This window comes from Pseudomonas sp. HMSC066A08, assembly GCF_001813025.1.
Taxonomy (GTDB): Bacteria; Pseudomonadota; Gammaproteobacteria; order Pseudomonadales; family Pseudomonadaceae; genus Pseudomonas; species Pseudomonas aeruginosa.
This window is the reverse complement of the sequence record NZ_KV811376.1, coordinates 22,574-47,936: the sequence shown is the minus strand read 5'-3', so window position 1 is coordinate 47,936 and position 25,363 is coordinate 22,574. Positions and strand designations below refer to the sequence as shown.

Genomic DNA, 25,363 nt, shown 5'->3' with positions numbered 1-25,363 from the left:
GCGCGCCGGGATCGGCCGCGCCGTAGCTGTGGCGGAGCGCCTCAGTCCCAGGCCGGCGCCAGGCCCTCGGGGCTGACTTCACGGCCGTTGCGCTCGAGGCCGGCGATTCGCGCCATGTCCTCGGCGTCCAGGCGCAGGTCGCGGGCGAGCAGGTTGCTGGCCAGGTTTTCGCGGCGGGTCGAGGACGGGATCACCGCGTAGCCCAGTTGCATGGCCCAGGCCAGCGCGACCTGGGCGACGCTGGCCTGGTGCCTGGCGGCGATCTCGGCCAGCAGCGGGTCCTTCAGGACCTTGCCGTAGGCCAGGGTCATGTAGGAGGTGACCGGGATGCCCTGCTCCTTGAGGAAGGCGGTCAGCGCCGGGTTCTGCAGGTAGGGGCTGAGTTCGATCTGGTTGGTGGCGATCTCGCCGGCACCGACCGCGGCGATGGCCTGGCGGGTCAGCTCGATGTTGAAGTTGGAGACGCCGATCCGCCGGGTCAGGCCCAGGGACTTGGCTTCCGCCAGCGCCGCCATGTACTCCGCCAGCTCGACGCCGTTGCCAGGTGCCGGCCAATGGATCAGGGTCAGGTCGACGTAGTCGGTGCGGAGCTTTTCCAGGCTCTCGCGGAGGCTGGCGACCAGCTTGTCGCTGGCGTAGTTGTCGACCCAGATCTTGGTGGTGAGGAACAGCTCGGAACGCGGTACGCCGCTCTCGGCGATCGCGCGGCCGATATCCGCCTCGTTGCCGTAGATCTGCGCGGTATCGATGGCGCGGTAGCCCAGTTCGAGGGCGCTGCGCACCGAGTCGACGACGACCTGGCCGGTAAGGCGGAAGGTGCCGAGACCGAAGGAAGGAAGGGGGTGGATGGTGGAAGACATGACTGCGCTCCGTGGGCGGGATGGTTCGAATGAAGCGCAGTGTGGCGGCTTCCAACTCTTCGATTAAGACCCGAATCGAGCAAATTCATTTGCGTTGGAGTCACGAATCAAGGCGACCTTCACTGGAGGTCTCCAGCGGAAATCGTCAGCCTCAGACAGAACGCAGTTCATCGGATTCGCCTCGACGGCCACGGCGGCTGGAACAGCCTGTTCAACAAGGACTGCCCCCGACCGGGCCGATGGACCCGGCCCAGCGGGACCCGGGGCTCAAACATGAAGCCCGACCAGGAAGGCACCTACCTCGCCACCCGGCTGAACCCCGCCGACCGCTGAAAGTGATCCTCGGCGGACGCCTGGCCTGGTACAAGGCCGACGCCGATACCGATACCGATACCGATAGCTACAAGGTCAGCGAGCGGATCGACACGCGGCTGAACTTCAACAACCTGTTCGACAAGTACTGTGACAACGGCATCGACTTCGGCAGCTCAACTACGGCGGGCCGCGCAACCTGATGTCCACGGTGAAGTACACGTTCCGAGACCCGGCCGCCGGCGTGCCTCCGCAGGCACGGCGGCGCTGTACGAACAGCCCTTCCAGCCGCCTCAGCAGGGCCGATGGCGGCGCTCGAACTCGCTTGCCAACTGCTCCAGCGTGACGCTCCCCAGGCGCTCTAGGAGCAACGCCTGCGCCGCCTCGAACGCCTCGCCGAGCGCTTCGTTGACCGCCTGCTCGACCAGGCATTCCGGATGATCGGTAGACAGGCCGATGGCGAAGATCGAGGACGCTCCCAGCGCCTGGTGGATATCCAGCAAGGTGATGTCCGCCAGCGGCTTGGCCAGCCTCCAACCACCGCGATGGCCCTTCTCCGAACTCACGTAGCCTTCGTTCTTCAGCAGCGCCATGGTCCGCCGTACCACCACCGGGTTGGTGCCGAGCATCTGCGCGATGGCTTCGGAGGTCGCCGGCCCTTCGTGGCGGGCCATATGGATCAGCACATGGAGCATGCGCGAGAGGCGGGTGTCGTTTCTCATGAACGGCGGGCTCGTGACGGAAAGACCATGAGTATGTCTCGCTACAGAAAAAGTTACGAGAGCGTTGACAAGCACAGCTCATGAAACTTACGTTGTTGCGTGACTATCCGAATGGGAGATACGCCATGACTTTCGACGTGATCATCGTGGGCGGCAGCTACGCCGGCATCTCCGCGGGCATGCAACTGGCGCGGGCGCGGCGCAGGGTGCTGGTGATGGATACGGGACTGCGACGCAACCGCTTCGCCCGGGCCTCCCACGGCTTTCTCGGCCAGGATGGCCGCGATCCGGCGGCCATCGCCGATGACGCCCGCGCGCAGTTGCTGGCCTATCCCAGCGTCGAGTGGCTGTCCGAAGCCGCCGTCGCGGCGAAGAAGGAGGCGGACGGTTTCGTGGTGAAGGCCGCCAACGGAGAACGCTTCACCGCGCGCCGGCTGATCCTCGCCAGCGGGGTCGCCGACGAGCTGCCGGAGATCCCCGGTCTTGCCGAGCGCTGGGGACGGCACGTGTTCCATTGCCCGTATTGCCACGGCTACGAACTGGACGGCGGGCCGATTGGCGTACTGGCGGCCTCGCCGCTGGCCATCCACCACGCCCTGATGTTGCCCGACTGGGGAGCGACCACCTTTTTCCTCAACGGCGTCTTCGAACCGGATGCCGAGCAAATGTCCAGGCTGGACCGGCGCGGCGTGACGATCGAGCGCGAAGCCGTGGTCGCGCTGGGCGGCGCGCGCGCCGACGTGACCCTGGCCAGCGGCCGCACGATTACGCTCGCGGGGTTGTTCACCCAGCCGCGTACGCGCATGGCCAGCCCGCTGGCGGCGTTGCTCGGCTGCGAGTTCGAGGACGGCCCGAGCGGGCCGTTCATCAGAACCGACGGCATGCGCGAAACCAGCGTTCCCGGCGTCTTCGCCTGCGGCGACGCGGCGCTGGCGGCCGGCAACGTCGCCATCGCGGTGGGCGACGGCGCGCGCACCGGTAGCGCGGCGCATCATTCGCTGCTGTTCCGCTGACGCCGGAGGCTGACAGGCCAAGGATCCGGCCCACCGCCCGGCAAATCTTTCGAACTCCCCGGCGCTCCAGCTTTCCACTCTCCTGCATGTCACGCCACGGCGCCCGCCACGGGCGCCCCAGCAGAGGAGAAAACCATGAGCGCGAAGCTGCAAGGCAAGAACGTCCTGGTCATCACCGCCAACACCGGCATCGAGCGCGACGAGCTGCTCGAACCGCTGAAGACCCTGAAGCAACAGGGCGCCACGGTCACCCACGCGACCATCGAGGGCGGCGAAGCGCAGACCTGGGTACACGACAGCGAGAAGAACCTGATCGTCAATTCCGACGCCAGGCTGCAAGGCCTGCGCGCCGAGGACTACGACTTGCTGCTGGTCCCCGGCGGCACGGTGAATGCCGACACCCTGCGCCAGGACAGCGAGGCCCGGCGCCTGGTCAGGGAATTCAGCAGCGCAGGCAAGACCGTCGCCGCCATCTGCCACGGCCCCTGGCTGCTGATCGACGCCGGTGTCGCCCGCGGCAAGACCCTGACCTCCTATTCCAGCGTGCGTATCGACCTGACCAACGCCGGCGCGGACTGGATCGACACGCGGGTGAAAGTCTGCCCGGCGAACGGCTGGACCCTGATCACCTCGCGCAACCCGGGTGACCTGCAGGCGTTCAACGAAGCCATCGGCGAAGCCCTGCAGGCGGCAGCCTGATCGTCATTCGCGGAGGCGACCGGTGGACACCCTGAAGATCGCCACCTTCAACGTCAACGGCATCCAGACCCGGCTGGCCGCGCTGCTGGCCTGGCTGGAGCGGGAAGCGCCGGACATCGTCTGCCTGCAGGAACTGAAAACGCCCGACGCGCGCTTCCCCGCCGCGGCGCTGGAGAAGGCCGGATACGGCGCGATCTGGCAGGGCCAGTCGGCGTGGAACGGCGTCGCCATCCTCGCCCGCGACAGCCAGCCGCTGGAGGTACGCCGCGGCCTGCCGGGCAACGCCAGCGATCCCCACAGCCGCTACCTCGAAGCGGCCGTCGACGGCCTGCTGGTGGCCAGCCTGTACCTGCCCAATGGCAATCCCCAGCCGGGACCGAAGTTCGACTACAAGCTGGCCTGGTTCGAGCACCTCATCCGCCACGCCGCCGAACTGATGGAGAGCGGCCATCCGGTGGTGCTGGCCGGCGACTTCAACGTGGTGCCCAGCGACTTCGATATCTACGACACCCGCTCCTGGAAAAAGGATGCCCTGCTCCAGCCGGAGTCCCGCGAGTGCTTCGAGCGCCTCCTGCGGCAGGGCTGGGTGGACGCGCTACGCCAGCGTTTCCCCGACCGGCGCATCTATACCTTCTGGGACTACTTCCGCCAGCACTGGCAACGCGACGCCGGGCTGCGCATCGACCATCTGCTGCTCAGTGCCAGCCTGGCGGACCACCTGGAAGACGCCGGGGTGGACCGCTGGGTGCGCGGCGAGGAGCACGCCAGCGACCACGCGCCGGCCTGGGTAAGCCTGCGCCGTCCCTTAGAGCCCCGGCGCTAGCCGATCTGGCCCCCGGCACTGCGCATCGGCTCTCACCGCCCCGCCGGCAACCTCGCCACCACCTTGATCTCGAAGCTGAAGCCATACAGCCAGTTCACCCCCACCGCCGTCAGCGTGGGGTGCGGCGCCTCGCCCCAGTACTCCGGGACGATCTTCCAGATGCGCTCGAAGTTGGTCTCGGCGTCGACCATGAACACGGTGACGTCCAGCACATCGTCGAACCCGCAACCGGCCGCGGCGAGCACCGCATTCAGATTGTCGAAGGCGCGGCGGACCTGGGTCTCCAGCTCGGGTTCGGGAGAGCCGTCGTCGCGGCTGCCGACCTGGCCGGAGACGAACAGCAGGCCGTCGCTACGGACCGCCGGGGAATAGCGGTTGCGCTCGTAGAGAGCCTGGCGGCCAACGGGGAAAACCACGTCGCGTACAGTCATGCGATACCTCCATCCTGGGGCTCCCGGCCCCGTCATCGTCGATGGAAGAACGGTAAGGTCGTGCGCGCCGTGGATAAACGCGCAACCCTGGCCATGACTGTTTGTAGAATCCAAACAATCCCCGACGACCCGGAGTCCCGATGGACCGTTTCGATGCGATGCAGGCCTTTGCCCGTGTGGTGGAGACTGGCAGCTTCACCAAGGCGGCGGAGACGCTGCACATGAGCCGCACCAGCGTCACCCAGTTGGTCCAGCAACTGGAAGCGCGGCTGCGGGTACGCCTGCTCAACCGCACCACGCGCAAGCTCAACCTGACCGCCGACGGCGCCGCCTACTACGAGCGGGTGGTACGCCTGCTGGCGGAACTGGACGATGCCGAGACCAGCCTCTCCAGCGCCGCCCTGGCGCCCCGCGGGCGTCTCCGGATCGACGTGCCGAGCCCGCTGGCGCGGCTGCTGCTGATCCCGGCGTTGCCCGAGTTCCATGCGCGCTATCCGGAGATCCAGATCGACCTGGGCGTGAGCGATCGGCTCGTCGACCTGATCGACGAGAACGTCGATTGCGTCATCCGCGGCGGCGAACTGCGCGACCAATCGCTGATGGCGCGGCGGGTCGGCGACCTGCAACTGGGGGTCTACGCGGCACCGGCCTACTTGCAGCGCGCCGGCGTGCCGAGCCACCCGCGCGAACTGGAGGACAGCCACCAGCGCATCGTCGGCTTTCTCTGGGCACGTACCGGCAAGGCCCTGCCCTACGCCATGCGCAGGGGCGAGGAATGCCTGCGGGTGGCGGGCCGCCATGTGCTGGCGGTGGACGACGGCAACGCCTACCTGGCGGCCGGGCTGGCCGGCCTGGGCATCCTCTGGCTGCCGCACTACATGGCCCGCGAGCCCCTCACCCGCGGCGAGCTGCTGCCGCTGTTCGAGGACTGGAGCCTGGAACCGATGCCGCTGTACCTGGCATTCCCGCCGAACCGCCACGTCAGCGGCAAGCTGCGGGTGTTCATCGAGTGGGTCGCCGAACTGATCGCGCGGCATGCGCCGCCGTTGCATCCGCCACGTTGATCGGATCGGCCGACTCGACCAGGATCGGCAGGCTCAGGTACTTGCGCCTGTCAGAAGTAACAATAAAACCACTCGTCCCGCCCTTAATATTTAAAGAAAACCAATTGCAATATTGGCAAATATTTTTATTTCCTTTATCGAGCCTGCTATTTCTCACAGTTTATGAATTCACTCGCCACGACTAACTTCTATTACGCAGTACCGACAACACATAAAATCATGGAGAAGATTAAAATGCCTAACGCTAGTAATCTCAGCCTCTGCACCGGCCAAGTAGTCAAGAACGTCTATATCGACAAGTCCGGCTCTTATTGCACATTCGTCGCGAGCCAGGATGGGAGCGATCAGAGCAATACCTATGGTGTGAACCTCGACAGCAATGCGGGTGACAGCATTAACAACGCCCTGCTTTCCGCGCTGAACAAGGGCTATCTGGTGGATTTCAACACCAGTGCATCTGCCATTGGCGGGGCAGTGGAAGTCATTGACCTCAAGGTTTATCTGAAAAAATGACTAGCCACGACTGATGGCTTATATCGCGAGTGAGGTGAAGGGGAGTCACCTCACTCGCCCATTACGCCCATACGAACCGACAAGTCCGCCATCTGAACGACCTCAGCCCCATCGAAATCATCCAGCTTATTGCATCCAAGAGGTTTATCCCTCTGTTTCAGATACCGTTGTCCATGGAAGCCGATCAAAATACAACGCTAACCTTTTTACTCTGACTGTACATGTAGTTATAGACTCCGCATTACTGCGCCATAACTGCAAACCTGAAATATCCACAAGAAGTCCGGGAACCAGGCCGACTGCCACGACAATCAGCCGCCCCGAAGGAGAAAGCGCGGGCGCCGCCAGTGGTTCCCGTTTGCCAACCGTCCATGCAAGAAGAACCCTCATGGCCCTGACCAGCACCATCACCCGCTACGACGCCAGGACCCGCTCCTGCGCCGGCGCTACCAGGCGCTCAAGCTGGAACTGGAGGCGAGCAATACCGGCGGCATCGGCGAGTACCTCGCCGGCAAGGCGCCGTTCATCGACGAGGTGATGGCCGTCCGGCGCGATCAGGCTTAGCGTCGCCGCAACACGAGGCATCGACATGCGTTCCTGACGCCCCTCAGGTTGCCTCTCCGCCTGCATCCAGATATCGACGCAATAATTATAAGGCCGAACCAATCGGTCATATACACGATATCTGGAAATCAGTTCGGCGCAACATAGGTTGTGCGACGCACAGTTCACCCCCTGCCGATATGTATCCAGCAGTCAAACCAGATAAGTTGAAATTCTGCATCCCGTTAACCCGTTCACATCGAAGAATGCACCTGCACAGTGCTTCCGCATGATTTGACGCACCACAAGAAAGCAAGGCGAAAGGCTCTGGCCCGACATTTCAAGACCGTACTTAAGTTAGGCACACGCGCTTTCCATATGAACCACAGGAGGCGGAAATAGCTATCTATTCTGCTAACCCACAACACTTCCTAATATGAATAGCTAGCAGAAGCGAATATAAAAAATATTTGAACGACTCCGTCACCCCTGCATATCTTTCGCCACGCGAACGATTGAGGAAGTTGCCCTCCCAAAAAACTGAAGGAGTCGATTCATGCATAAGAGAACGTACCTGAATGCATGCCTGGTTCTGGCGTTGGCTGCCGGCGCGAGCCAGGCCTTGGCGGCGCCCGGTGCGAGCGAGATGGCTGGCGACGTCGCCGTGCTCCAGGCCTCCCCGGCGAGCACCGGCCACGCCCGCTTCGCCAACCCCAACGCGGCGATCTCGGCGGCCGGTATCCACTTCGCCGCGCCCCCCGCCCGCCGCGTGGCCCGCGCCGCGCCGCTGGCGCCGAAACCGGGTACGCCGCTGCAAGTGGGCGTGGGCCTGAAAACGGCGACGCCGGAAATCGACCTGGCAACCCTCGAATGGATCGACACTCCGGACGGGCGCCACACCGCGCGCTTCCCGATCAGCGCTACGGGGGCCGCCAGCCTGCGCGCCGCGATTCGCCTGGAAACCCGCAGCGGCTCGCTGCCCGACGACGTGCTGCTGCACTTCGCCGGCGCCGGCAAGGAAATCTTCGAGGCCAGCGGCAAGGACCTCTCGGTCAACCGTCCCTACTGGAGCCCGGTCATCGAGGGCGATACCCTGACCGTCGAACTGGTGCTGCCGGCCAACCTGCAACCGGGTGACCTGCGCCTGTCGGTACCCCAGGTATCGTATTTCGCCGACTCCCTGTACAAGGCCGGCTACCGCGACGGCTTCGGCGCCAGCGGCAGTTGCGAGGTGGATGCGGTCTGCGCGACCCAGAGCGGCACGCGGGCCTATGACAACGCCACCGCCGCGGTGGCGAAGATGGTCTTCACCAACTCGGCGGACGGCGGCAGCTACATCTGCACCGGCACCCTGCTGAACAACGGCAACTCACCCAAGCGCCAGTTGTTCTGGTCGGCCGCGCACTGCATCGAGGACCAGGCCACCGCCGCGACGCTACAGACCATCTGGTTCTACAACACCACCCAGTGCTACGGCGACGCCTCGACCATCAACCAGAGCGTCACCGTGCTGACCGGCGGGGCGAATATCCTGCACCGCGACGCGAAGCGCGACACCCTGCTGCTGGAACTCAAGCGCACTCCGCCGGCCGGCGTGTTCTACCAGGGCTGGAGCGCCACGCCGATCGCCAACGGCTCGCTCGGCCATGACATCCACCATCCGCGCGGCGACGCCAAGAAGTACTCGCAGGGCAACGTCTCGGCGGTGGGCGTCACCTACGACGGGCATACCGCCCTGACCCGCGTCGACTGGCCGTCGGCGGTGGTCGAAGGCGGCTCGTCCGGCTCGGGCCTGCTGACCGTCGCCGGCGACGGCTCCTACCAGCTGCGCGGTGGCCTGTACGGCGGCCCCTCGTACTGCGGCGCGCCCACCTCACAGCGCAACGACTACTTCTCCGATTTCAGCGGTGTCTATTCGCAGATCTCCCGCTACTTCGCGCCTTGAGGCCAGCCAGGCTATCGATCGCGCACCGGCGGATAACCGCGCAGCGGTTATTCGCCCTACGCTCGGATTGGCGCGTGGAAGGGCGACGTCTTTCGGCGTCCGGGACAGGTACGGCGGATAACGCCAACGGCGTTATCCGCCGTACGTTCAGTCCTGGCGGCTGGTGACCTCCAGCAGGTGGTAGCCGAACTGGGTCTTCACCGGCCCCTGGACCACGTTCAACGGCGCGCTGAAGACCACCTGGTCGAACTCGCGGACCATCTGGCCGGGGCCGAACGAGCCCAGGTTGCCACCGTCGCGACCGGAGGGGCAGGAGGAATGCTCGCGGGCGACTTCGGCGAAGTCGGCACCGCCTTCGATGGCGGTCTTCAGTTCGTTGCACTTGGCTTCGCTGGAAACCAGGATGTGGCGGGCAGTGGCTCGGGCCATGGGGAAATACTCCTAGGGTGAAACGGCAGAGCCTAGCAGACATCGACGCCCGTACCGACAGCCCGAGATCGAAGGAGGCGCTCGACAAGCGTGGCGAGGGCTGCTTGACTCGCCGCCTTTGCGAATCCGGGAACGCCCTCCGATGAGCCAGATCTTCCACGGCAGTTGCCTGTGCGGCGCGCTGCACTACCGGCTGTCCTCGCCCCCGCGCGCACTCTCTCACTGCCACTGCGGCCAATGTCGCAAGGCCCATGGCGCGGCATTCGCCAGCTATGGCAGCGTCCCCGTCGCGGACCTGCACATCGACCGCGGCGCCGACCTGCTCGCCGCGTTCCGCTCCTCACCCGCCGTGCTCCGGCGCTTCTGCTCGCGCTGCGGCTCGCCGCTGTTCTGGTCGAGGAGCGAAGGCGAGTTCGCCGACTGGGTATCGGTCGCCCTCGGCAGCCTGGACACGCCCTTCCCGGCGGAGAAACAGAAGCATGTCCAGGTCGCATCGATGGCCTGCTGGTACAGGATCGCCGACGACTGGCCGCGCCTGGACTGAACGCCCGGCCCCGATCCGCCGGCCGGCAGCCGGTTTTCCCCGGCGGCGCCAGGGCCTGCGCTACCATGCCGCGCCGAAAACTCCAGCGAACGCTACCGCCCATGTCCTCCAACGCGCTGTACACCGATCTCTCCGCCTACTACGACCTGATGTGCGCCGACATCGACTACCAGGCGCAGAGCCATTGCGTGCGCCGCCTGCACCAGTTGTTCGGCAACCGGGGCCAGCGGCACCTGGACCTGGCCTGCGGTACCGGCCCGCACGTGCGGCACTTTCTCGACTTCGGCTACCGCAGCGCCGGCCTGGACATCAACCAGCCGATGCTCGATCTCGCCCGACAGCGCTGCCCCGAAGCGTACTTCAGCCGGCAGGACATGGCCGGCTTCCAGGTGGACGAGCCGCTGGACCTGATCACCTGTTTCCTCTATTCGATCCACTACAACGCCGGCCTGGAACAGCTTCGCGCGTGCCTGGCCAGCGTCCACGCCGCACTCGCGGACAGTGGGGTGTTCTGCTTCAACGCGGTGGACAAGCGCCGGATCGACAACCGCGCGTTCGTCCGCCATTCCGTGGAGCATCAAGGCAGCCGCTTCACCTTCGGTTCCGGCTGGTACTACAGCGGCGAGGGCGAGCGCCAGGCACTGCGCCTCGGTATCGAGAAAACCACGGACGGAACGACCCAGACCTGGGAGGACGAACACGCCATGGTCGCCCTCGGCTTCGCCGAGCTACAGCAACTATTGCAGCCGCACTTCGAGGTGCAGGTCTTCGAACATGACTACGAGCGCCTCGCCCCCTGGGACGGCCGCTCCGGGAACGCGCTGTTCGCCTGCATCAAGCGCTAGCGCGCCGGTGCCCCGAACAGCCCCATCCCGCCGTTCTCCGTTTAGACTGTCGAGGCCTGCAACAAGACGAAGCGCCCATGACCGCTCTGATCCGAACCACTTCGCTGATCGGCTTCCCCCCGCTGGTGCGCGAACTCGGCGGTGATCCCGACGAACTCCTGCGGCTGGTGCAGATCGTGCCCTCGATGCTCGACGACGGATCGGCGGTGATCCCTTATCGCGGGATGATCAATCTGCTGGAGTTGTGCGCGGAGCGCCTGCGCTGTCCCGACTTCGGCCTGCGCCTGGCGGAACGCCAGAACCTGATGATCCTCGGCCCGCTGGCGGTGGTGGCGCAGAATGCCGGCAGCGTCGGCGCGGCCCTGGCCGAGGTCATCCGCTTCCTGCATACCTATAGTCCGGGCGTGCAGCTCCACCTGGACACGGAAACGGATGCCGAGCATCCCCATCTGGTCTTCGAGTTGCGACTGCACGGGGTGCGCCGCCAGCGACAGATCGTCGAGCTGTCCCTGGGGGTAATGCACAAGGCCCTGCAGATGCTCCACGGCCCCGGGTTCCGTCCGCTGGCGGTGCTTTCGCGGCTACCGGCGCAACTCCCGGAGAAACGCTACCAGCGCCTCTTCGGCACCCGGGTACACTTCGAACAGCCGCATAACGCGCTGGTCCTGAGCCACGAACAGTTGGCCAAGCCGATCGACCGGCACAATCGCCAGTTGCACGACACCATGATGGATTACGTCAGCAGCCTGGAAGCGACCACGCCACTGGACATCCGCACTCAAGTCGAGGATTCGATCAAGCGCCTGCTGCCGACCCAGCGCTGCGCCCTGCCGCTGATCGCCGAGCGGCTCGGCATGCACGAGCGCTCGCTGCAGCGCCGTCTCGCCGAGCAAGGCGTGGTCTTCGAAGCCATGCTCGAGCGGATCCGTCGCGAACTCGCCGATCTCTACCTGGCCGAGGCGCGCATGCCCATGGCCCAGGTCGCCGGCCTGCTCGGCTATACCGAGCAAAGCTCGTTCAACCGGGCCTGCCGGCGCTGGCATGGGCTGGCGCCACGCGAACGGCGCAGGCAACTGCGCGACGGCGACGCCTGAACGCGATCGGCGCAGCGCGCGCTCAATCGTAGGTAATGACGATCTTCGCATGGCGGTCGCTCGCCCCCAGGGAGGCGAACGCCTCGCCGACCGCCTCCTGGGCCACGCGTCCGGTAATCATCGGCGCGCCATCCAGGCGGCCGTCGACCAGGGCGTACAAGGTCTGCACGAACTCTTCCGCGGTATAGCCGAAGGAGAAATGCACGTTCATTTCCTTGCCGATGGCGATCAATGGCTCGATCTTGTCGGTCTCCATGCAGACCCCGACCACGATCAGGCGCGAGCGCGGCGGAGCGTTCTGGATCACCTGCTGGATCAGCCCCGGCACGCCGACGCACTCGAACACCACGCATGGCCGCGGTTGCGGCCCGAGGCCGAACAACGCCAGCGGGCCGTTGATGTCGTAGCCCTCGGGAGCCGCCATTTGCAACCAGGACTCATAGGGCGACTGCGCGGCGGGATCGACCACCAGGTCGGCGCCGAACTTCTCGGCCAGCGCGCGCCGCGCCGGGGAAAAGTCGGCGGCCACCACCGGGCCGATGCCGCGCGACTTCAGCGTCGCGATCAGCGCCAGGCCGATGGGGCCGCAACCGATCACCACCGGCGCCTCGCTGCCATCCAGGCGCGCGCGGTTCACCGCATGGGCGGCAACGGTCAGCGGCTCGGTCAGCGCCGCGATATCCGCCGGCAGGTCGCCAGGAACCGCCACCAGCATCTGCTCCGGCAGGACCATCTGCTCGCCGTAGCCGCCGGGATAGTGATTCGAATAGCCGATGTGATGGAAGCTCCGTGGAGTGATCACGAACGGCAGCGAGCAGACCCGGGTGCCAACCTTGAGCGTCCTGTCGCTGCCGGGCCCATGGTCGATGATCTCGCCGCAGTACTCGTGGCCGAATACCACACCCTGCTGCGGATCGAAGGCCACCGGGATGTTGCCGCGCTTGAAGTTGGCCAGCACCTGCTCGCAGTGGTGGAGCATGTGCAGGTCCGAACCGCAGATGCCGCAGGCCAGGGTCTTGACCAGCACCTCGCCGCGAGCGGGTACCGGTGCGTCGATCGACTCCAGGTGCAATTGCTTGTCACGCATGACGACTGCTTTCATGGCTGTCTCCGAAACGAAACGGGTAGAGGAAGAGTGTGGCGCTCAGTCCAGTTGGCCGGTCTCGCGCAGCCAGCGCTCGGAACGGCGCAGGCCCTCGTCGAGGTCGACCTTCGGTGCGTAGCCGAGCATTCGCCGCGCCTTGTCGATCGAGATGTCGCCGCTGCGCGAAAACATGTACATGGTGTCCGGGGTGACCTCGCCGGGCCGCCGCAACAGCCGATTCACGCCCCAGGCCACGCGCGTCAACGCGACCGCCAGGCCCAGCGGCAAGGAGCGCGGCGAACCGCGGCGGCCGGCCCAGCGCCAGTGGTGGCCGAAGAACTCGCGGCAGCTCACAGACTCGTTCGCGCTGAGGTGAAATATCTGCCCGCTGGCTTGCGGCAATCCGGCGGCCAGCAGCACGCCGTCGAGCAGATCGTCGATGTAGACCGGGGTCCAGCGCCCCCGGCCGCCCGAAGGAAGCAGCAGCATGCCGGCCCGGGCCATCTTCAACGGTTCGCTGAGCCAGGCGCGCGAACCGGGACCGTAAACGTCTCCGGGACGCACGATGGTGCAGTCGATCTCGCCCGCCGCGTGGGCCGCCAGCACCAGATGCTCGCTGGCCCCCTTGGCCACCCCGTAGCGGTAGCGTTCGCCGATCACCACCGCACAGCGCTCGTCGGCCTGCTGCGGATAGCGCCAGCCCAGCGCGGCGATCGAGGAAAACTGCACGAAGCGCCTGGCGCCGGCGTCGATCGCGACATCCAGGCAATGGCGCACGCCATCCACCGAAATCCGTCGATACTGCTCCCAGGGCGCCGCCAGCGACACCACCGCGGCAGTGTTGATGAACAGCTCGCAACCGCGGGCGTGCTCCGCCCATTGGCCGGGCCGGGCCAGGTCGCCCGCGACGATGCCGTTGGCCGGGTCGGCGCGCAGGTCCATGCCGCGCACCTCCGCGCCGGCCGCCCTGTAGCGCTCGAGCAGCGCCTGGCCGATGAAACCGCCGGCGCCGGTGATGAAGACCGAACGGGGCGCCGCCGGCCGCTGGCCCTGGGCGCCGACGGGCATGCCGGGATCACTCATCGGGTGTTCTCCTCGTAGCAAGGGGCGTTGCGGCGCGCTCAGTCGACGGTGTAGCCGGCCTGGCCGGGACGGATATAGCGCGCCGGCTCCAGGCCGCGCTCGCGGATCAGGCGCTCGATGGTCTGCATGATGTCGCCGGCGTCCATGATGTTCACGTAGTTGCCGCCCTGGTCGAAGTTCACGTTGGCCCCGTGGACCACCATGAGAGTGTCGGTCGGCTCGGTGTTGTCCGCCGGCACGCTGAAGGTGTGGATCGAACCGCCCGGCTCGTACAGGTAGCAGCCGGCGGTCTGGGGCGATTCCGGGTACTCCAGGTAATTCCACTTGCCGGACAGGGTGAACAGATGCACCGGGCCGGTGTGGTAATGGCAGGGCAGGCGCACCCCGGGCCGGAAGATCACCCGCAGGGCCCACACGCCCTGGTTGGGATCGAGGTACAGCGGCTGCACGTCGACGCCCGGGAAATAGGGCGCCAGGGCATCCTCGTAGATCGGCAAGTCATGGGTGTCGAGGGTGAGCAGGCGTTTGTGATCGAAGATCGGCGTGGGCATGGCCATGGCGGTTGACCTCGGGCGGGTTGTCGGGAAGAGCGTTAGGGACGCTGCCAATACTGCGCAGCCGTCGCCCGCTTTAATTGTCATTTGCCGCCACAGACTTGGTATTTGCCGACAGCCAGACCTTCCGCCGATCGCCAGCCGCGCCCTAGACCAAGGTCGCAAAGACCCCGCCGGCCATCTGTGACACCTTCGCGCGCTTTTTTACCCCCGCTGTCGAGAGTCACCGCATGTCCTCCCCGTTTTCCCCCCGTTCGCCCCGCCCCCTTCGCGGCCTGGGCGCCCTCGCCCTGTGCGGCGGCTTCATCGCTCCGGCCCCTGCCGCCTTCCTCGAGGACAGCAGCGCGCGCCTGGAAGCGCGCACCGTCTACTTCAACCGCGACTTCCGCGACGGTAGCTCGGCCAACCCACAGGGCGCCTCCAAGCGCGAGGAAGCCGCGCAGGGCTTCATTCTCGACCTGCGCTCGGGCTATACCGAGGGCGCGCTGGGCTTCGGCGTGGATACCCTGGCGATGCTCGGGATCAAGCTCGACTCCAGCCCCGCGGACAGCAACAGCGGCCTGCTGCCCTCCAGCGGCCACGATCCGCGTCGCTCGGTCGACCAGTACGCCAAGGCCGGCGTCGCCGGCAAGATGCGCTTCTCGCAGACACAGTTCAGGTACGGCGCGATGCTGCCGGACATGCCGTTGCTGAAATACAACGACGGACGCCTGCTGCCGACCCTGTTCCACGGCGCCCAGCTGAGCAGCCAAGAGCTCGCCGGGCTCAGGCTCTCCGCCACCCGCCTGGAGCGCTACACCGCGCGGGACTCCAGCGACGCCCAGGACATCCGCCTGCACTGCAAGAACAAGCGCTACGCCTGCGACACCACCGGCAACCGCTTCGACGCCTACCAACTCGACTACCAGGTCAACGACGGCCTGCTGCTGCAATACGCCCAGGGCGGCCTGCGCAACGTCTATCGCCAGCGCTACCTCGGTGCCGTGGGCAAGCGGCAACTCGGCGCCGGCAAGCTGAGCGCCGACCTGCGCTGGTTCGACAGCGAGGACGCCGGCGCGGCCCGGGCCGGCAAGATCGACAACCGCGCCCTCAGCCTGCTGCTCGCCTACGCCCAGGGCGGCCAAACGCTCAGCGCCGGCTGGCAGCGGATGAACGGCGCCAGCTCGATGCCCTACCTCGACGGCAGCAATCCGTACCTGGCCAACTACCTGCAGGTGAATGACTTCGCCAACCCCGAGGAACGCTCCTGGCAACTGCGCTACGACTTCGACCTGCGCAGCGTCGGCGTGCCCGGCCTGAGCTTCATGACCCGCTACGTCAACGGCGACCATATCCGCCTGGCCAATGGCGACGAGGGCAAGGAATGGGAGCGCGACATCGAGCTGAAGTACGTGGTACAGAGCGGCCGCTTCAAGGACCTCAGCCTGCGCCTGCGCAACGCCACCTACCGCACCGACTTCGAGCGCTCGGCGCGCGACGTGGACGAGGTGCGCCTGATCGCCAGCTACAACCTGTCGCTGTTCTGAGCCGTCGCGCCGCAACGCACGCCGGCGCGACGCTCCGGCGGTTCAGACCGCCAGGGCGCGTTCGCGCAACTCGACGTTGAGGATGCGGTCGTTCTCCGAGTAATCCACCGGGCAATCGATCACATGCACCCCGGGCGTGCCCAGGCAGCGCTCCAGCAGCGGCAGGAAGCCCTCGGCGCTGTCGACCCGGTGACCGTGGGCGCCGTAGGCCTCGGCGTAGCGCACGAAGTCCGGGTTGCCGTAGTCCAGCCCGAAGTCGGCGAAGCCCATGTTCGATTGCTTCCAGCGGATCATCCCGTAGCCGTTGTCGCGCAGGATGATCACCGTCAGGTTCATCTTCAGCCGCACCGCGGTTTCCAGTTCCTGGCTGTTCATCATGAAGCCGCCATCGCCGCACACCGCGACGATCGGCCGGTCCGGGTAGACCAGGTGCGCGGCCATCGCCGAGGGCAGGCCGGCGCCCATGGTGGCGAGGGCGTTGTCCAGCAGCACGGTGTTGGGCATGTGCGCCTTGTAGTTGCGGGCGAACCAGATCTTGTACATGCCGTTGTCCAGGGCGACGATGCCCTGCGACGGCAATGCACGGCGCACGTCGGCCACCAGGCGCTGCGGATAGAGCGGGAAGCGCGGGTCGTCGGCGCCTTCGGCGACCTGCGCCTCGTTGGCCTCGCGGATCGCCAGCAGGCGGCTGAAGTCCCAGTGCGCGGTATCGTCCAGCGCCTCGCCGATCTGCCAGACGGCGTTGGCGATATCGCCCACCACCTCGATCTGCGGGAAATACACCGGGTCCACCTCGGCGGAACGGAAGTTCACGTGGATCACCTCGGTACCGCCGCGAACCATGAAGAACGGCGGCTTCTCGATCACATCGTGGCCGACGTTGACGATCAGGTCGGCCGCCTCCACCGCGCGATGCACGAAGTCGCCGGCGGACAGCGCGGCGTTGCCGAGGAAGCGCGGGTGACGCTCGTCGACCACGCCCTTGCCCATCTGGGTGGTGACGAAGGGAATGCCGGTCTTGTCGATCAGTTGCTTGAGGACCTTGGCGGTCATCTTGCGATTGGCCCCGGCGCCGATGACCAGGATCGGGCTGCGCGCGGCGCGCAGCTTCTCCACCGCGGCGCAGATCGCCTTGTATTCCGCCAGCGGCCGGCGGCTCAGGCTCGGCGGGATGGGCAGGCTGTCGGTCTGCTCGGCGGCGATGTCCTCCGGCAGCTCCAGGTGCACCGCGCCGGGCTTCTCTTCCTCGGCCAGGCGGAACGCCTCGCGGACCCGCGAGGGAATGTTGTCGGCGGAGGCCAGTTGGTGGGTGTACTTGGTCAGCGGCTGCATCATGCCGACCACGTCGAGGATCTGGAAGCGGCCCTGCTTGGACTTCTTGATCGGCTTCTGCCCGGTGATCATCAGCATCGGCATGCCGCCCAGGTAGGCGTAGGCGCCGGCGGTGACCAGGTTGGTGGCGCCCGGGCCGAGGGTCGACAGGCTGACCCCGGTCTTGCCGGTGAGGCGCCCATAGGTGGCGGCCATGAAGCCGGCCGATTGTTCGTGGCGGGTGAGCACCAGCCGGATCTGCGACTTGCGCAGGGACTCCAGCAGGTCGAGATTCTCCTCGCCGGGAATTCCGAAGACGTACTGCACGCCCTCGTTTTCCAGGCATTGCACAACCACATCGGCTGCCTTGGCCATCTGCGTTCTACCTCGGGTGGTGGCGGTTCTGACCGCTCGAACACTGCGCCCCTCGCGCCTCGCTGTCCAGCCCCGCCCGGCCGGCGGAAGGCTCTGGCGCCGGCTTCGCCGGCAAGCGAACGCCACTCCCGTCATTAGCGCAGCTGAACCTGCCCACCCGATCATCAGCACAGCTAATAATTCATTTGCTGATTTCATGGTGGCGGCGGAGCCTGGATGGTAGAAATCCACCCACGGCCTTGCGCGCCGGCCAAGCCGAATGCCCCGGCCCCTCCATCTCACCGAACCCTGAAGACGCCCATGCCCGAGCACGCCCCGATCCTCCCCGTCATCGCCGCCGAGGTGGCCGCCCTCGCCCCCGGTTTCCGCGCCCTGAGCCTCACCGTCGAGGCGGCGCCGATCGTTCGTCCGGAAATCGCCGACCGCGCCGTGGAGCGCGCCTGCCAGGCGCTGGCGCGTGGCGAACCGGACTGGGCCGAGGCGCACCTGGCAGCCTGGGCCGAGGCGTTCCGCCGCTTCGGCGCCAAGCCGCAGCGCACCCCCTGCTCCGCCGAAGCCCTGCGCAAGCGTGCGCTGCGCGACGGCGGGCTGCCGAGCATCGACCCGGTGGTGGACCTGTACAACGCCATCAGCGTGCAATTCGCCATCCCGGTAGGCGGCGAGAACCTCGCCGCCTATGCCGGCACGCCGCGCCTGGTGGTCGCCGACGGCAGCGAGACCTTCGACACCCTGAAGAACGGCGAGGCGGTCGACGAATCCCCCGACCCCGGCGAGGTGGTCTGGCGCGACGACCTCGGCGTCACCTGCCGCCGCTGGAACTGGCGCCAGGGCGTGCGCACCCGCCTGGACGCCAGCGCCCGGCGCATGTGGTTCATCCTCGAGAGCCTGCCGGAAATGCCGCTGGCGGCCCTGCACGAAGCCGGCGGCCTGCTGCTCGACGAATTGCGCCTGATGATGCCCGGCATGCGCGCCGACTCGCGCCTGCTGTGCGTGGCGAAGGAACCCGCCGACAGCGTATAAGGGCCCAGTCCCCGAGGAGAACAGAACATGTACCTGCCTTCGCATTTCGAAGAGTCAGACCCGCAGGCGCTGCACGCGCTGATCCGCGACTATCCGCTGGGCCTGCTGGTCAGCCACGGCGAAGCGGGCCTGGACGCCAACCACCTGCCGTTCGAGCTGAGCGCGGAAAAGGGCGCGCAAGGCACCCTGGAAGCCCATGTCGCGCGCAACAACCCGGTATGGAGCGAACTGCGCGACGGCGACGAGGTGCTGGTGGTGTTCCGCGCCGGCGATGCCTACATCTCGCCGCAGTGGTACCCGAGCAAGCAGGAGCACCACCGCCAGGTGCCGACCTGGAACTACCGGGTGGTCCACGCCCACGGCCGGGTGCGGATTCGCGACGACGAACGCTACGTGCGCGGCCTGGTGGCGCGCCTGACCCGCACCCACGAAGCGCCCCAGGAAACGCCCTGGAAAATGACCGACGGCCCCGCCGACTACATCGACGAGATGCTCCGGCTGATCGTCGGCATCGAAATCGAGATCACCCGCCTGGTCGGCAAGTTCAAGCTCAGCCAGAACAAGGAAGCCCGCGATATCCGCGGCGCCAGCGCAGCGCTGCTGGCGCGCGGCGAACAGGCGATCGGCGCGGCCATGGGCGACTGCGCCGCCCGGCGCGACGGCTGAGGCTCAGGCCTCGCCCGGCTGCGGCCGGTGGTGGACGAACTCGACCACCGTGCCGTCCGGCAGCAGCGCATTGAAGCAGGCGCCGGTGGGCGCGCGCGCCGGCCCGAAGATGATCTGCGCGCCGGCAGCCAGCAAGCGCCGGTGATAGGGCTCGATGTCGTCCACCAGCAGAGTGCCGGTGGTGCTGCGGAACGGCGCCAGGGCCTCATCGCTGCCCTCCAGCAGGAGGAAAGCACCGACCGCGGCGAGTGTCAGGCGTTTCTCGGGAAAGTCGAAGCGCATGTCGTGGGCGACGCCCTGCAGGTCTTCGTAGAAGGCGATGGCCGCATCGATGCTGCCCGGTTTCAGGTAGACACGGATGAACACCCGCGGCTCGGCGAAACCGGACGAGTCGTTGACGCGACGCCAGAGAAAAGGCTGGGACATGGCGCAGGACCTCCGCAGGCCAGGGCGAAAGGTCCGTTCTAGCATGCCGGCCGCGTCCGGCGAAACGCCCTCATTTCGTCGAGCGGACGTTGCCGTAGCGCACTTCTTTCGACGGCGGGTAGCCGTAGAAGGCGGTGTAGCACTTGCTGAAGTGGCTGGGCGAGACGAAGCCGCAGGCGACCAGGACCTCCAGCATGGTCAGGTCGGAATGTTGCAGCAGGCGCCGGCACTCGGTGATCCGCAACTCCAGGTAGTAGCGCACCGGCGTGGTTCCGAGCTGCTGCTGGAACAGCCGCTCGATCTGCCGCCGCGAGCGCCCCACGTAGTGGGCGAGCTGCTCCTGGCTGAGCGGTTCCTCGATATTCGCCGCCATCAGGTTGATCACTTCGCGCAACGGCTCGCTCATCTTCTCGTGCAGGGCCGGGCGCACCCGCCGATAGCGCGATTCCTCGAAGGCGAGGATATCCACCACCGCCTCCACCAGGTCGCGCCCGTGGCGCCGGGCGATCCACTCCAGGGCCAGGTTGAAGGCGCCGGTGGGGCTGGCCGCGGTCAGGCGGTCGCGGTCGACCATGTAGCTGTCGCTGGTCACCTGGCTGTTGCGGGCGATCTCGGCGAGGGCGGCGCGGTGCTCGGGATGGATGCAGCAGCGGTAGCCATCCAGCAGGCCGGCGTCGCCGAGGAACCAGGCGCCGTTCCACAGCCCGGCCAGGGCGACGCCGCGCGACGCCACGTCCTGCAACGCTTCCCGCAGCGCGGCGGACGAGCGCATAGGGGTGCGCAAGCCGCCGCAGACCACCAGCAGGTCGAGTCCTTGCAGCGCCGCCGAGGCGAGCGCCAGGTCCGGGCAGATCAGCAAGCCGAGGTCGCTGGTCACCGGCTCGCCGCTCAGGCTGAAGTTGCTCACCGCGAAGGACTCGCTGCGGATCAGGTTGGCGGTTACCAGGGTGTCCAGCGCCTGGGTGAAGGCCGGCAGGGAAAAGTGTTCGAGCAGCAGGAAGCCCACCCGCGCCCGTGCCGAGCCCCCCTCCCCGGCCCCGGTGAACCTGAGGTTCTGCCCTTGCAGGGCGGCGCTGAAACGCCTTCTTTCCATCGATTCGTGCCTCTTGTTCTTCTTGTTCCCGGCCATTGCGAAACGCCAGGGCGCTCAAACCCGGCTTCGACCCTGGCGACCCGGCGCCTGCTTGGCGCGCTACGGGAATATGCTCAAAGACGCCTTCGGGCGTCACCTTCTTTCGTGCCGAGCCTCCGGTAGAACTCCGCCGTACGCCGTGGCGGAAATCATCCGTGCGCATTTCCAATCGTCGCCTCGCGGCACGGCCGAGTACGCGGTGCCGGCTCGCCATCGGCCTGTCCCTCGAGACCTGCGGCATCGCCAACGCTCGGGCCGTCATGCCATCGCCTGCCGCGACAGGCGACCAAGTGCAGACAACACCCATTCTGCATAACGTTCCGTCGCTATGCTGCTGCCTCCACCCTTCCCTTTTCCGCCAGGAACGACACGGAGACTCATCCATGACGGACAACCATATCGACGTACTGATCAACGGCTGCGGCATCGGCGGGGCGATGCTCGCCTACCTGCTCGGCCGCCAGGGCCACCGCGTGGTGGTAGTGGAGCAGGCACGGCGCGAACGCGCGATCAACGGCGCCGACCTGCTCAAGCCGGCCGGCATCCGGGTGGTCGAGGCGGCCGGGCTGTTGGCCGAGGTGACCCGTCGCGGCGGGCGGGTCCGCCATGAGCTGGAGGTCTATCACGACGGCGAGCTGCTTCGCTATTTCAACTATTCCAGCGTCGACGCGCGCGGCTATTTCATCCTCATGCCCTGCGAGTCGCTGCGCCGCCTGGTACTGGAAAAGATCGACGGCGAAGCGACCGTCGAGATGCTGTTCGAGACCCGCATCGAAGCGGTGCAGCGCGACGAGCGCCACGCGATCGACCAGGTGCGCCTGAACGACGGCCGCGTGCTGCGTCCGCGGGTGGTGGTGGGTGCCGACGGTATCGCCTCCTACGTGCGCCGCCGGCTGCTCGATATCGAGGTGGAGCGCCACCCCTACCCGTCGCCGATGCTGGTCGGCACCTTCGCCCTGGCACCCTGCGTGGCCGAGCGCAACCGGCTGTACGTGGACTCGCAGGGCGGGCTGGCCTATTTCTACCCGATCGGTTTCGACCGCGCGCGACTGGTGGTGAGCTTCCCCAGGGAAGAGTCGCGCGAGCTGATGGCCGACACCCGCGGCGAGTCGCTGCGCCGGCGCTTGCAACGCTTCGTCGGCGACGAGAGCGCCGAGGCGATCGCCGCCGTCACCGGCACTTCGCGCTTCAAGGGCATCCCCATCGGCTACCTGAACCTGGACCGCTACTGGGCGAACAACGTGGCGATGCTCGGCGACGCCATCCACAACGTGCACCCGATCACCGGCCAGGGCATGAACCTGGCCATCGAGGACGCCAGCGCCCTGGCCGACGCCCTCGACCTGGCCTTGCGCGACGCCTGCGCGCTGGAGGATGCCCTGGCCGGCTACCAGGCCGAGCGCTTCCCGGTGAACCAGGCGATCGTCTCCTATGGCCATGCGCTGGTCACCAGCCTGGAGGATCGCCAGCGCTTCGCCGGGGTCTTCGACACTGCCCTGCAGGGCAGCAGCCGTGCGCCGGAAGCCCTGGGCGGCGAGCGTTCCTACCAGCCGGTGCGGTCGCCGGCGCCGCTCGGCTGAACCCGCCAGCGCGGCCGGAGCGTAGCGTCCGGCCGCGCGCCTAAAGCAGGTCGCGGCGCAACTGCGGGAATACCTTGGCCACCTTGTTCAGCAGGTAGTCGCCGTACTCGCCGTGGAAAGCGTGGACGTTGGCCTGGTCCCAGCGACGGGCGCTGTCATCCCGTTCCGGCACCTCGGGCAGCCCTTCGATGGGCTGCACGCGGGCATGGAAGTTCGGATCGAAGAACAGCGGGAACGACAGGCGGTCGCGCCCCGAAGTGTTGCGTGCCACCCGGTGCGGCGTGCTGCGGTAGAGGCCGCCGGTCATGCGTTCGAGCATGTCTCCGAGGTTGCAGACGAACGAGCCCGGTATCGGCGGAGCCTCCAGCCAGCCCTGTGGCGTGCGCACCTGCAGGCCGCCGATGGCGTCCTGGTGGAGCAGCGTGAGCAGGCCGTAGTCGGTGTGTTCGCCGACGCCCCACTGCACGTCGAGGCCCTCCGGCACTGGCTGGCTCGGGTAATTGAACAGGCGGAAGAGGATCAGCGGATCGCCGGTATAGCGCGCGGCGAAGTAGTCGGCTTCCAGTCCCAGACCGAGGGCGATGCCCTCCATCAGCCGGTGGCCGACGCGGGTGGTTGCGTCCAGGTACTCCAGCAGCGTCTCGCGCAGGCCGGGCACCTCGGGGAACAGGTTGGCGCCATGCAGCGGCGTCCCGGCGCGCACTTCGGGATGCTCCGCGTCCAGTTCGCTGCCCAGGTACAAGCCTTCCTTCCAGTCCGGGCGGTTGGAGGTCAGTTCGCCGCCAAGAGGGAAATAGCCGCGCCAGGCGCGCCCGCCAAGCTCCATGCGCCAGCGCAGCTTGCTCGCCTCGTCGAGGGCGAAGAACTGCCGCGCCAGGCGCTCCAGGCGCTCGACCAATTGCGCCTCGACGCCGTGCCCGACCACGTAGAAGAAGCCCTGCTCGCGGCAGGCGCGGTCGATTCGCACGGCGACCGACCGACGCGCCGCCGGGTCGCTGCCGGCAAGGGCGGCGATATCGATGATCGGCAGACTCGGAGTGCTCATGGCGTTCCTCACAGGGGTTGGGCGAAGGGGGTGCGGATGTCGGCGAGGAACTTCCGCGCTCGCGGGTGCTGCGGGCGGTTGAAGAAATCGTCGGGGCTGGCGCGCTCCAGCACCCGGCCGGCGTCCATGAACAGCACGCGGTCGGCGACGTCGTGGGCGAAGCCCATCTCATGCGTCACCACCACCATGGTCATGCCGTCGCGGGCCAGGTCGCGCATCACCAGCAGCACCTCGCCGACCATCTCCGGGTCGAGGGCGCTGGTCGGTTCGTCGAACAGCATCAGCGGCGGTTCCATCGCCAGCGCGCGGGCGATCGCCACGCGCTGCTGCTGGCCGCCGGAAAGCCGCGCGGGGAACGCCGCCGCTTTGTCCGCCAGACCGACCCGTTCCAGCAGCGCCATGGCCTGGCGGCGCGCCTCCGCGGGTTTCAGGCCGCGCAAACGGAGCGGCGCCAGGGTGCAGTTGTCCAGCACGTTCAGGTGCGGGAACAGATTGAATTGCTGGAACACGAAGCCGATATGCGAGCGGAAGCGATTGAGGTCCAGGCCGGGAGCGTGGATGTCCTGGCCATCGATCAGGATGCGCCCGCCCTGGATCGGTTCCAGGCGGTTCAGGGTACGGATCAGGGTCGATTTGCCGGAGCCCGAGGGTCCGCAGATCACCACCACCTCACCGCGGCCGACCTGTTCGTCGACATCCGCCAGGGCGTGGTAGGCGCCGTACCATTTGTTGACCTTTTCCAGCCGGATCATCGGGCCTCCTTGGGATTGCCGCACTGCGCCCGGCGGCGTTCGAGCCAGAAGGCGAAACGCGACAGGCCGAAGCACAGGATGAAATAGGTGAGGCCGAGGATCAGGTAGACCTGGGTCGGCAGGGTGAACACCTGGGTATTGATCTGCGAGGCGATGAAACTGACTTCGGCCAGGCCGATGATGTAACCCAGGGAGGTTTCCTTGATCGTCGAGACGAACTGGTTGACCAACGACGGCAGCATGTTGCGCAGCGCCTGCGGGAGGATCACCAGGCGCATGCTCGCCAGGTAGCCCAGGCCGAGCGAACGCGCCGCCTCGAACTGGCCACGGTCGAGGCCCTGGATGCCGGCGCGGACGATCTCGGCCAGGTACACCGCGTCGAACAGCACAAGCGCCAGCAGCATGGTGGTGAACTGGTCGGTGCGCTGGCCGGTCAGGGTCGGCAGAAAGAAATAGGCCCAGAAGATCACCATCAGCAACGGCACCCCGCGCACCACGAAGACCAGCACGGTGATCGGCCAGCGCAGCCAGCGCCAGGGGCTGACCCGCGCCAGGCCGAGCAGGATGCCCAGCGGCAGCGCCAGCAGCAGCGCCAGCGAGGCCAGGGCCAGGGTCAGGGCCAGCCCGCCCAACGGCCCGTTGGGGTACTGGCCGACGAGGAAGTACAGCCAGTAGCTATCGATCAGTTCCAGGGTGGTCATCGCCGTTCGACTCCCGGATAGCGCTGCTGGTACCAGGCGGCGGCGCCGGTGATCAGCAGCGATACGCTGAGATAGGCCGCGGTGGCGAAGGCAAAGGACTCGAAGCTGCGGAAGGTCGAACTCTCCACCTGGCCGGCCTGGTACATCAGCTCGGCGACGCCGATCACCGTGGCGATGCTGGTGTTCTTCCACAGGTTGAGGGTTTGCGAGATCAGCGGCGGTACGGTGATCCGCAAGGCCTGCGGGAGGATCACCAGGCGCATGCTCGCCA

The 25,363-nt window shown here is 66.9% G+C and carries 28 protein-coding genes and 1 pseudogene; 14 read left to right on the top strand and 15 right to left on the bottom strand.

What is annotated here, in order from left to right; translation table 11 throughout:
- Nucleotides 1-41: 41 nt before the first annotated feature.
- Nucleotides 42-860 (bottom strand): 2,5-didehydrogluconate reductase DkgB, encoded by an 819-nt coding sequence (gene dkgB / locus HMPREF2886_RS30890; protein ID WP_033969495.1) that lies wholly within the window; start codon nucleotides 858-860, stop codon nucleotides 42-44.
- Nucleotides 861-1,258: 398 nt separating this feature from the next.
- Here dkgB and HMPREF2886_RS34665 point away from each other — a divergent pair.
- Nucleotides 1,259-1,395, top strand: a pseudogene (locus tag HMPREF2886_RS34665) (hypothetical protein); the annotation flags it as partial.
- Nucleotides 1,396-1,465: 70 nt separating this feature from the next.
- Here the strand turns inward: HMPREF2886_RS34665 and HMPREF2886_RS30880 are convergent.
- Nucleotides 1,466-1,894: an Rrf2 family transcriptional regulator gene (locus HMPREF2886_RS30880; RefSeq protein ID WP_057388657.1), complete on the bottom strand. Its 429-nt coding sequence runs from the start codon at nucleotides 1,892-1,894 to the stop codon at nucleotides 1,466-1,468.
- Between the two features lie 80 nt (nucleotides 1,895-1,974).
- Here HMPREF2886_RS30880 and HMPREF2886_RS30875 point away from each other — a divergent pair, with 80 nt between their 5' ends.
- The 3 genes from HMPREF2886_RS30875 (at nucleotide 1,975) to xth (ending at nucleotide 4,429) form a co-directional block, all read left to right on the top strand.
- On the top strand, nucleotides 1,975-2,907 hold the full coding sequence (locus HMPREF2886_RS30875; RefSeq protein ID WP_079385249.1) for an NAD(P)/FAD-dependent oxidoreductase: 933 nt from the start codon (nucleotides 1,975-1,977) through the stop codon (nucleotides 2,905-2,907).
- Nucleotides 2,908-3,042: 135 nt separating this feature from the next.
- The gene (locus HMPREF2886_RS30870; RefSeq protein WP_033969486.1) at nucleotides 3,043-3,606 is read left to right on the top strand and encodes a type 1 glutamine amidotransferase; all 564 of its coding nucleotides are present in this window, start codon (nucleotides 3,043-3,045) and stop codon (nucleotides 3,604-3,606) included.
- A 22-nt stretch (nucleotides 3,607-3,628) separates the two neighbouring features.
- Nucleotides 3,629-4,429 carry an exodeoxyribonuclease III gene (gene xth / locus HMPREF2886_RS30865; protein WP_070749032.1) on the top strand — a complete coding sequence of 267 codons (801 nt, stop codon included), beginning with the start codon at nucleotides 3,629-3,631 and terminating at the stop codon, nucleotides 4,427-4,429.
- A 32-nt stretch (nucleotides 4,430-4,461) separates the two neighbouring features.
- Here xth and HMPREF2886_RS30860 read toward each other — a convergent pair whose 3' ends face one another.
- Entirely contained in the window at nucleotides 4,462-4,860 is a 399-nt protein-coding gene (locus HMPREF2886_RS30860; RefSeq protein ID WP_033969480.1) for a RidA family protein, read from the bottom strand.
- 140 nt (nucleotides 4,861-5,000) lie between these two features.
- Here HMPREF2886_RS30860 and HMPREF2886_RS30855 point away from each other — a divergent pair, with 140 nt between their 5' ends.
- Together HMPREF2886_RS30855 and HMPREF2886_RS30850 are read left to right on the top strand one after the other, a co-directional pair.
- On the top strand, nucleotides 5,001-5,924 hold the full coding sequence (locus HMPREF2886_RS30855) for a LysR family transcriptional regulator (protein WP_033969478.1): 924 nt from the start codon (nucleotides 5,001-5,003) through the stop codon (nucleotides 5,922-5,924).
- Nucleotides 5,925-6,158: 234 nt separating this feature from the next.
- A complete protein-coding gene (locus HMPREF2886_RS30850; protein WP_033969477.1) occupies nucleotides 6,159-6,437 on the top strand; it encodes a hypothetical protein in 279 nt (92 codons plus the stop codon).
- 414 nt (nucleotides 6,438-6,851) lie between these two features.
- Here HMPREF2886_RS30850 and HMPREF2886_RS35355 read toward each other — a convergent pair whose 3' ends face one another.
- Nucleotides 6,852-7,022 carry a hypothetical protein gene (locus tag HMPREF2886_RS35355; RefSeq protein WP_220182213.1) on the bottom strand — a complete coding sequence of 57 codons (171 nt, stop codon included), beginning with the start codon at nucleotides 7,020-7,022 and terminating at the stop codon, nucleotides 6,852-6,854.
- A gap of 514 nt (nucleotides 7,023-7,536) precedes the next feature.
- Here HMPREF2886_RS35355 and piv point away from each other — a divergent pair.
- Nucleotides 7,537-8,925, top strand: a complete 1,389-nt coding sequence (gene piv / locus HMPREF2886_RS30845) for a protease IV (RefSeq protein ID WP_033969476.1) — start codon at nucleotides 7,537-7,539, stop codon at nucleotides 8,923-8,925.
- Between the two features lie 147 nt (nucleotides 8,926-9,072).
- Here piv and HMPREF2886_RS30840 read toward each other — a convergent pair whose 3' ends face one another.
- On the bottom strand, nucleotides 9,073-9,354 hold the full coding sequence (locus HMPREF2886_RS30840; RefSeq protein ID WP_003101349.1) for a peptidylprolyl isomerase: 282 nt from the start codon (nucleotides 9,352-9,354) through the stop codon (nucleotides 9,073-9,075).
- A 142-nt stretch (nucleotides 9,355-9,496) separates the two neighbouring features.
- Between HMPREF2886_RS30840 and HMPREF2886_RS30835 the strand changes: the two genes are divergently transcribed.
- From HMPREF2886_RS30835 to HMPREF2886_RS30825, 3 genes are all read left to right on the top strand, one after another.
- A complete protein-coding gene (locus HMPREF2886_RS30835; RefSeq protein WP_058173092.1) occupies nucleotides 9,497-9,898 on the top strand; it encodes a GFA family protein in 402 nt (133 codons plus the stop codon).
- Nucleotides 9,899-9,999: 101 nt separating this feature from the next.
- Nucleotides 10,000-10,743 carry a class I SAM-dependent DNA methyltransferase gene (locus HMPREF2886_RS30830; protein WP_033969471.1) on the top strand — a complete coding sequence of 248 codons (744 nt, stop codon included), beginning with the start codon at nucleotides 10,000-10,002 and terminating at the stop codon, nucleotides 10,741-10,743.
- A gap of 77 nt (nucleotides 10,744-10,820) precedes the next feature.
- Nucleotides 10,821-11,837, top strand: a complete 1,017-nt coding sequence (locus HMPREF2886_RS30825) for an AraC family transcriptional regulator (protein ID WP_070749030.1) — start codon at nucleotides 10,821-10,823, stop codon at nucleotides 11,835-11,837.
- Nucleotides 11,838-11,859: 22 nt separating this feature from the next.
- On the opposite strand, the gene HMPREF2886_RS30820 is transcribed toward HMPREF2886_RS30825, so the two are convergent.
- Genes HMPREF2886_RS30820 through HMPREF2886_RS30810 form a run of 3 tightly spaced genes read right to left on the bottom strand, consistent with a single transcriptional unit; the run spans nucleotide 11,860 to nucleotide 14,561 of the window.
- Nucleotides 11,860-12,939 carry a zinc-binding dehydrogenase gene (locus HMPREF2886_RS30820; protein WP_058173089.1) on the bottom strand — a complete coding sequence of 360 codons (1,080 nt, stop codon included), beginning with the start codon at nucleotides 12,937-12,939 and terminating at the stop codon, nucleotides 11,860-11,862.
- A 42-nt stretch (nucleotides 12,940-12,981) separates the two neighbouring features.
- Nucleotides 12,982-14,004, bottom strand: coding sequence for an NAD-dependent epimerase/dehydratase family protein (locus tag HMPREF2886_RS30815; protein ID WP_201023476.1), 1,023 nt, complete (start codon nucleotides 14,002-14,004; stop codon nucleotides 12,982-12,984).
- Between the two features lie 38 nt (nucleotides 14,005-14,042).
- On the bottom strand, nucleotides 14,043-14,561 hold the full coding sequence (locus HMPREF2886_RS30810; protein ID WP_033969465.1) for a 2,4'-dihydroxyacetophenone dioxygenase family protein: 519 nt from the start codon (nucleotides 14,559-14,561) through the stop codon (nucleotides 14,043-14,045).
- 227 nt (nucleotides 14,562-14,788) lie between these two features.
- Between HMPREF2886_RS30810 and HMPREF2886_RS30805 the strand changes: the two genes are divergently transcribed.
- Nucleotides 14,789-16,084, top strand: a complete 1,296-nt coding sequence (locus HMPREF2886_RS30805) for an OprD family porin (RefSeq protein ID WP_058173088.1) — start codon at nucleotides 14,789-14,791, stop codon at nucleotides 16,082-16,084.
- Between the two features lie 42 nt (nucleotides 16,085-16,126).
- Here HMPREF2886_RS30805 and HMPREF2886_RS30800 read toward each other — a convergent pair whose 3' ends face one another.
- Nucleotides 16,127-17,770, bottom strand: a complete 1,644-nt coding sequence (locus HMPREF2886_RS30800) for an acetolactate synthase large subunit (protein ID WP_033974335.1) — start codon at nucleotides 17,768-17,770, stop codon at nucleotides 16,127-16,129.
- A 300-nt stretch (nucleotides 17,771-18,070) separates the two neighbouring features.
- Between HMPREF2886_RS30800 and HMPREF2886_RS30795 the strand changes: the two genes are divergently transcribed.
- Nucleotides 18,071-18,790 (top strand): B3/B4 domain-containing protein, encoded by a 720-nt coding sequence (locus HMPREF2886_RS30795; RefSeq protein WP_033974337.1) that lies wholly within the window; start codon nucleotides 18,071-18,073, stop codon nucleotides 18,788-18,790.
- Between the two features lie 27 nt (nucleotides 18,791-18,817).
- On the top strand, nucleotides 18,818-19,456 hold the full coding sequence (locus tag HMPREF2886_RS30790) for an FMN-binding negative transcriptional regulator (RefSeq protein ID WP_070749028.1): 639 nt from the start codon (nucleotides 18,818-18,820) through the stop codon (nucleotides 19,454-19,456).
- A 3-nt stretch (nucleotides 19,457-19,459) separates the two neighbouring features.
- On the opposite strand, the gene HMPREF2886_RS30785 is transcribed toward HMPREF2886_RS30790, so the two are convergent.
- Complete coding sequence (locus HMPREF2886_RS30785) at nucleotides 19,460-19,927, bottom strand: VOC family protein (protein WP_073649390.1); 468 nt, start codon at nucleotides 19,925-19,927, stop codon at nucleotides 19,460-19,462.
- 25 nt (nucleotides 19,928-19,952) lie between these two features.
- The gene (locus HMPREF2886_RS30780) at nucleotides 19,953-20,975 is read right to left on the bottom strand and encodes a GlxA family transcriptional regulator (protein ID WP_033977426.1); all 1,023 of its coding nucleotides are present in this window, start codon (nucleotides 20,973-20,975) and stop codon (nucleotides 19,953-19,955) included.
- Nucleotides 20,976-21,397: 422 nt separating this feature from the next.
- On the opposite strand from HMPREF2886_RS30780, the gene pqsL reads away from it, so the two are divergent.
- The gene (pqsL, locus tag HMPREF2886_RS30775) at nucleotides 21,398-22,594 is read left to right on the top strand and encodes an FAD-dependent monooxygenase PqsL (protein WP_033968344.1); all 1,197 of its coding nucleotides are present in this window, start codon (nucleotides 21,398-21,400) and stop codon (nucleotides 22,592-22,594) included.
- Nucleotides 22,595-22,634: 40 nt separating this feature from the next.
- Here pqsL and HMPREF2886_RS30770 read toward each other — a convergent pair whose 3' ends face one another.
- From HMPREF2886_RS30770 to HMPREF2886_RS30755, 4 genes are all read right to left on the bottom strand, one after another.
- Entirely contained in the window at nucleotides 22,635-23,639 is a 1,005-nt protein-coding gene (locus HMPREF2886_RS30770; RefSeq protein ID WP_033977422.1) for an isopenicillin N synthase family dioxygenase, read from the bottom strand.
- An 8-nt stretch (nucleotides 23,640-23,647) separates the two neighbouring features.
- On the bottom strand, nucleotides 23,648-24,391 hold the full coding sequence (locus tag HMPREF2886_RS30765; RefSeq protein ID WP_070749026.1) for an amino acid ABC transporter ATP-binding protein: 744 nt from the start codon (nucleotides 24,389-24,391) through the stop codon (nucleotides 23,648-23,650).
- Nucleotides 24,388-25,092 (bottom strand): amino acid ABC transporter permease, encoded by a 705-nt coding sequence (locus HMPREF2886_RS30760; protein ID WP_033977419.1) that lies wholly within the window; start codon nucleotides 25,090-25,092, stop codon nucleotides 24,388-24,390. The genes HMPREF2886_RS30765 and HMPREF2886_RS30760 overlap by 4 nt, the downstream gene beginning before the upstream one ends.
- On the bottom strand, nucleotides 25,089-25,363 hold a 275-nt coding region (locus HMPREF2886_RS30755), incomplete at its 5' end, for an ABC transporter permease subunit (protein WP_049263398.1). The genes HMPREF2886_RS30755 and HMPREF2886_RS30760, both read right to left, overlap by 4 nt.

Excerpts from the sequence above, each read along its gene's own strand:
- dkgB (WP_033969495.1), bottom strand. The coding sequence starts at position 860 with ATGTCTTCCACCATCCACCCCCTTCCTTCCTTCGGTCTCGGCACCTTC.
- HMPREF2886_RS30880 (WP_057388657.1), bottom strand. The coding sequence starts at position 1,894 with ATGAGAAACGACACCCGCCTCTCGCGCATGCTCCATGTGCTGATCCAT.
- HMPREF2886_RS30875 (WP_079385249.1), top strand. The coding sequence starts at position 1,975 with ATGAAACTTACGTTGTTGCGTGACTATCCGAATGGGAGATACGCCATG.
- HMPREF2886_RS30870 (WP_033969486.1), top strand. The coding sequence starts at position 3,043 with ATGAGCGCGAAGCTGCAAGGCAAGAACGTCCTGGTCATCACCGCCAAC.
- HMPREF2886_RS30860 (WP_033969480.1), bottom strand. The coding sequence starts at position 4,860 with ATGACTGTACGCGACGTGGTTTTCCCCGTTGGCCGCCAGGCTCTCTAC.
- HMPREF2886_RS30855 (WP_033969478.1), top strand. The coding sequence starts at position 5,001 with ATGGACCGTTTCGATGCGATGCAGGCCTTTGCCCGTGTGGTGGAGACT.
- HMPREF2886_RS30850 (WP_033969477.1), top strand. The coding sequence starts at position 6,159 with ATGCCTAACGCTAGTAATCTCAGCCTCTGCACCGGCCAAGTAGTCAAG.
- HMPREF2886_RS35355 (WP_220182213.1), bottom strand. The coding sequence starts at position 7,022 with ATGCCTCGTGTTGCGGCGACGCTAAGCCTGATCGCGCCGGACGGCCAT.
- piv (WP_033969476.1), top strand. The coding sequence starts at position 7,537 with ATGCATAAGAGAACGTACCTGAATGCATGCCTGGTTCTGGCGTTGGCT.
- HMPREF2886_RS30840 (WP_003101349.1), bottom strand. The coding sequence starts at position 9,354 with ATGGCCCGAGCCACTGCCCGCCACATCCTGGTTTCCAGCGAAGCCAAG.
- HMPREF2886_RS30835 (WP_058173092.1), top strand. The coding sequence starts at position 9,497 with ATGAGCCAGATCTTCCACGGCAGTTGCCTGTGCGGCGCGCTGCACTAC.
- HMPREF2886_RS30830 (WP_033969471.1), top strand. The coding sequence starts at position 10,000 with ATGTCCTCCAACGCGCTGTACACCGATCTCTCCGCCTACTACGACCTG.
- HMPREF2886_RS30825 (WP_070749030.1), top strand. The coding sequence starts at position 10,821 with ATGACCGCTCTGATCCGAACCACTTCGCTGATCGGCTTCCCCCCGCTG.
- HMPREF2886_RS30820 (WP_058173089.1), bottom strand. The coding sequence starts at position 12,939 with ATGAAAGCAGTCGTCATGCGTGACAAGCAATTGCACCTGGAGTCGATC.
- HMPREF2886_RS30815 (WP_201023476.1), bottom strand. The coding sequence starts at position 14,004 with ATGAGTGATCCCGGCATGCCCGTCGGCGCCCAGGGCCAGCGGCCGGCG.
- HMPREF2886_RS30810 (WP_033969465.1), bottom strand. The coding sequence starts at position 14,561 with ATGGCCATGCCCACGCCGATCTTCGATCACAAACGCCTGCTCACCCTC.
- HMPREF2886_RS30805 (WP_058173088.1), top strand. The coding sequence starts at position 14,789 with ATGTCCTCCCCGTTTTCCCCCCGTTCGCCCCGCCCCCTTCGCGGCCTG.
- HMPREF2886_RS30800 (WP_033974335.1), bottom strand. The coding sequence starts at position 17,770 with ATGGCCAAGGCAGCCGATGTGGTTGTGCAATGCCTGGAAAACGAGGGC.
- HMPREF2886_RS30795 (WP_033974337.1), top strand. The coding sequence starts at position 18,071 with ATGCCCGAGCACGCCCCGATCCTCCCCGTCATCGCCGCCGAGGTGGCC.
- HMPREF2886_RS30790 (WP_070749028.1), top strand. The coding sequence starts at position 18,818 with ATGTACCTGCCTTCGCATTTCGAAGAGTCAGACCCGCAGGCGCTGCAC.
- HMPREF2886_RS30785 (WP_073649390.1), bottom strand. The coding sequence starts at position 19,927 with ATGCTAGAACGGACCTTTCGCCCTGGCCTGCGGAGGTCCTGCGCCATG.
- HMPREF2886_RS30780 (WP_033977426.1), bottom strand. The coding sequence starts at position 20,975 with ATGGAAAGAAGGCGTTTCAGCGCCGCCCTGCAAGGGCAGAACCTCAGG.
- pqsL (WP_033968344.1), top strand. The coding sequence starts at position 21,398 with ATGACGGACAACCATATCGACGTACTGATCAACGGCTGCGGCATCGGC.
- HMPREF2886_RS30770 (WP_033977422.1), bottom strand. The coding sequence starts at position 23,639 with ATGAGCACTCCGAGTCTGCCGATCATCGATATCGCCGCCCTTGCCGGC.
- HMPREF2886_RS30765 (WP_070749026.1), bottom strand. The coding sequence starts at position 24,391 with ATGATCCGGCTGGAAAAGGTCAACAAATGGTACGGCGCCTACCACGCC.
- HMPREF2886_RS30760 (WP_033977419.1), bottom strand. The coding sequence starts at position 25,092 with ATGACCACCCTGGAACTGATCGATAGCTACTGGCTGTACTTCCTCGTC.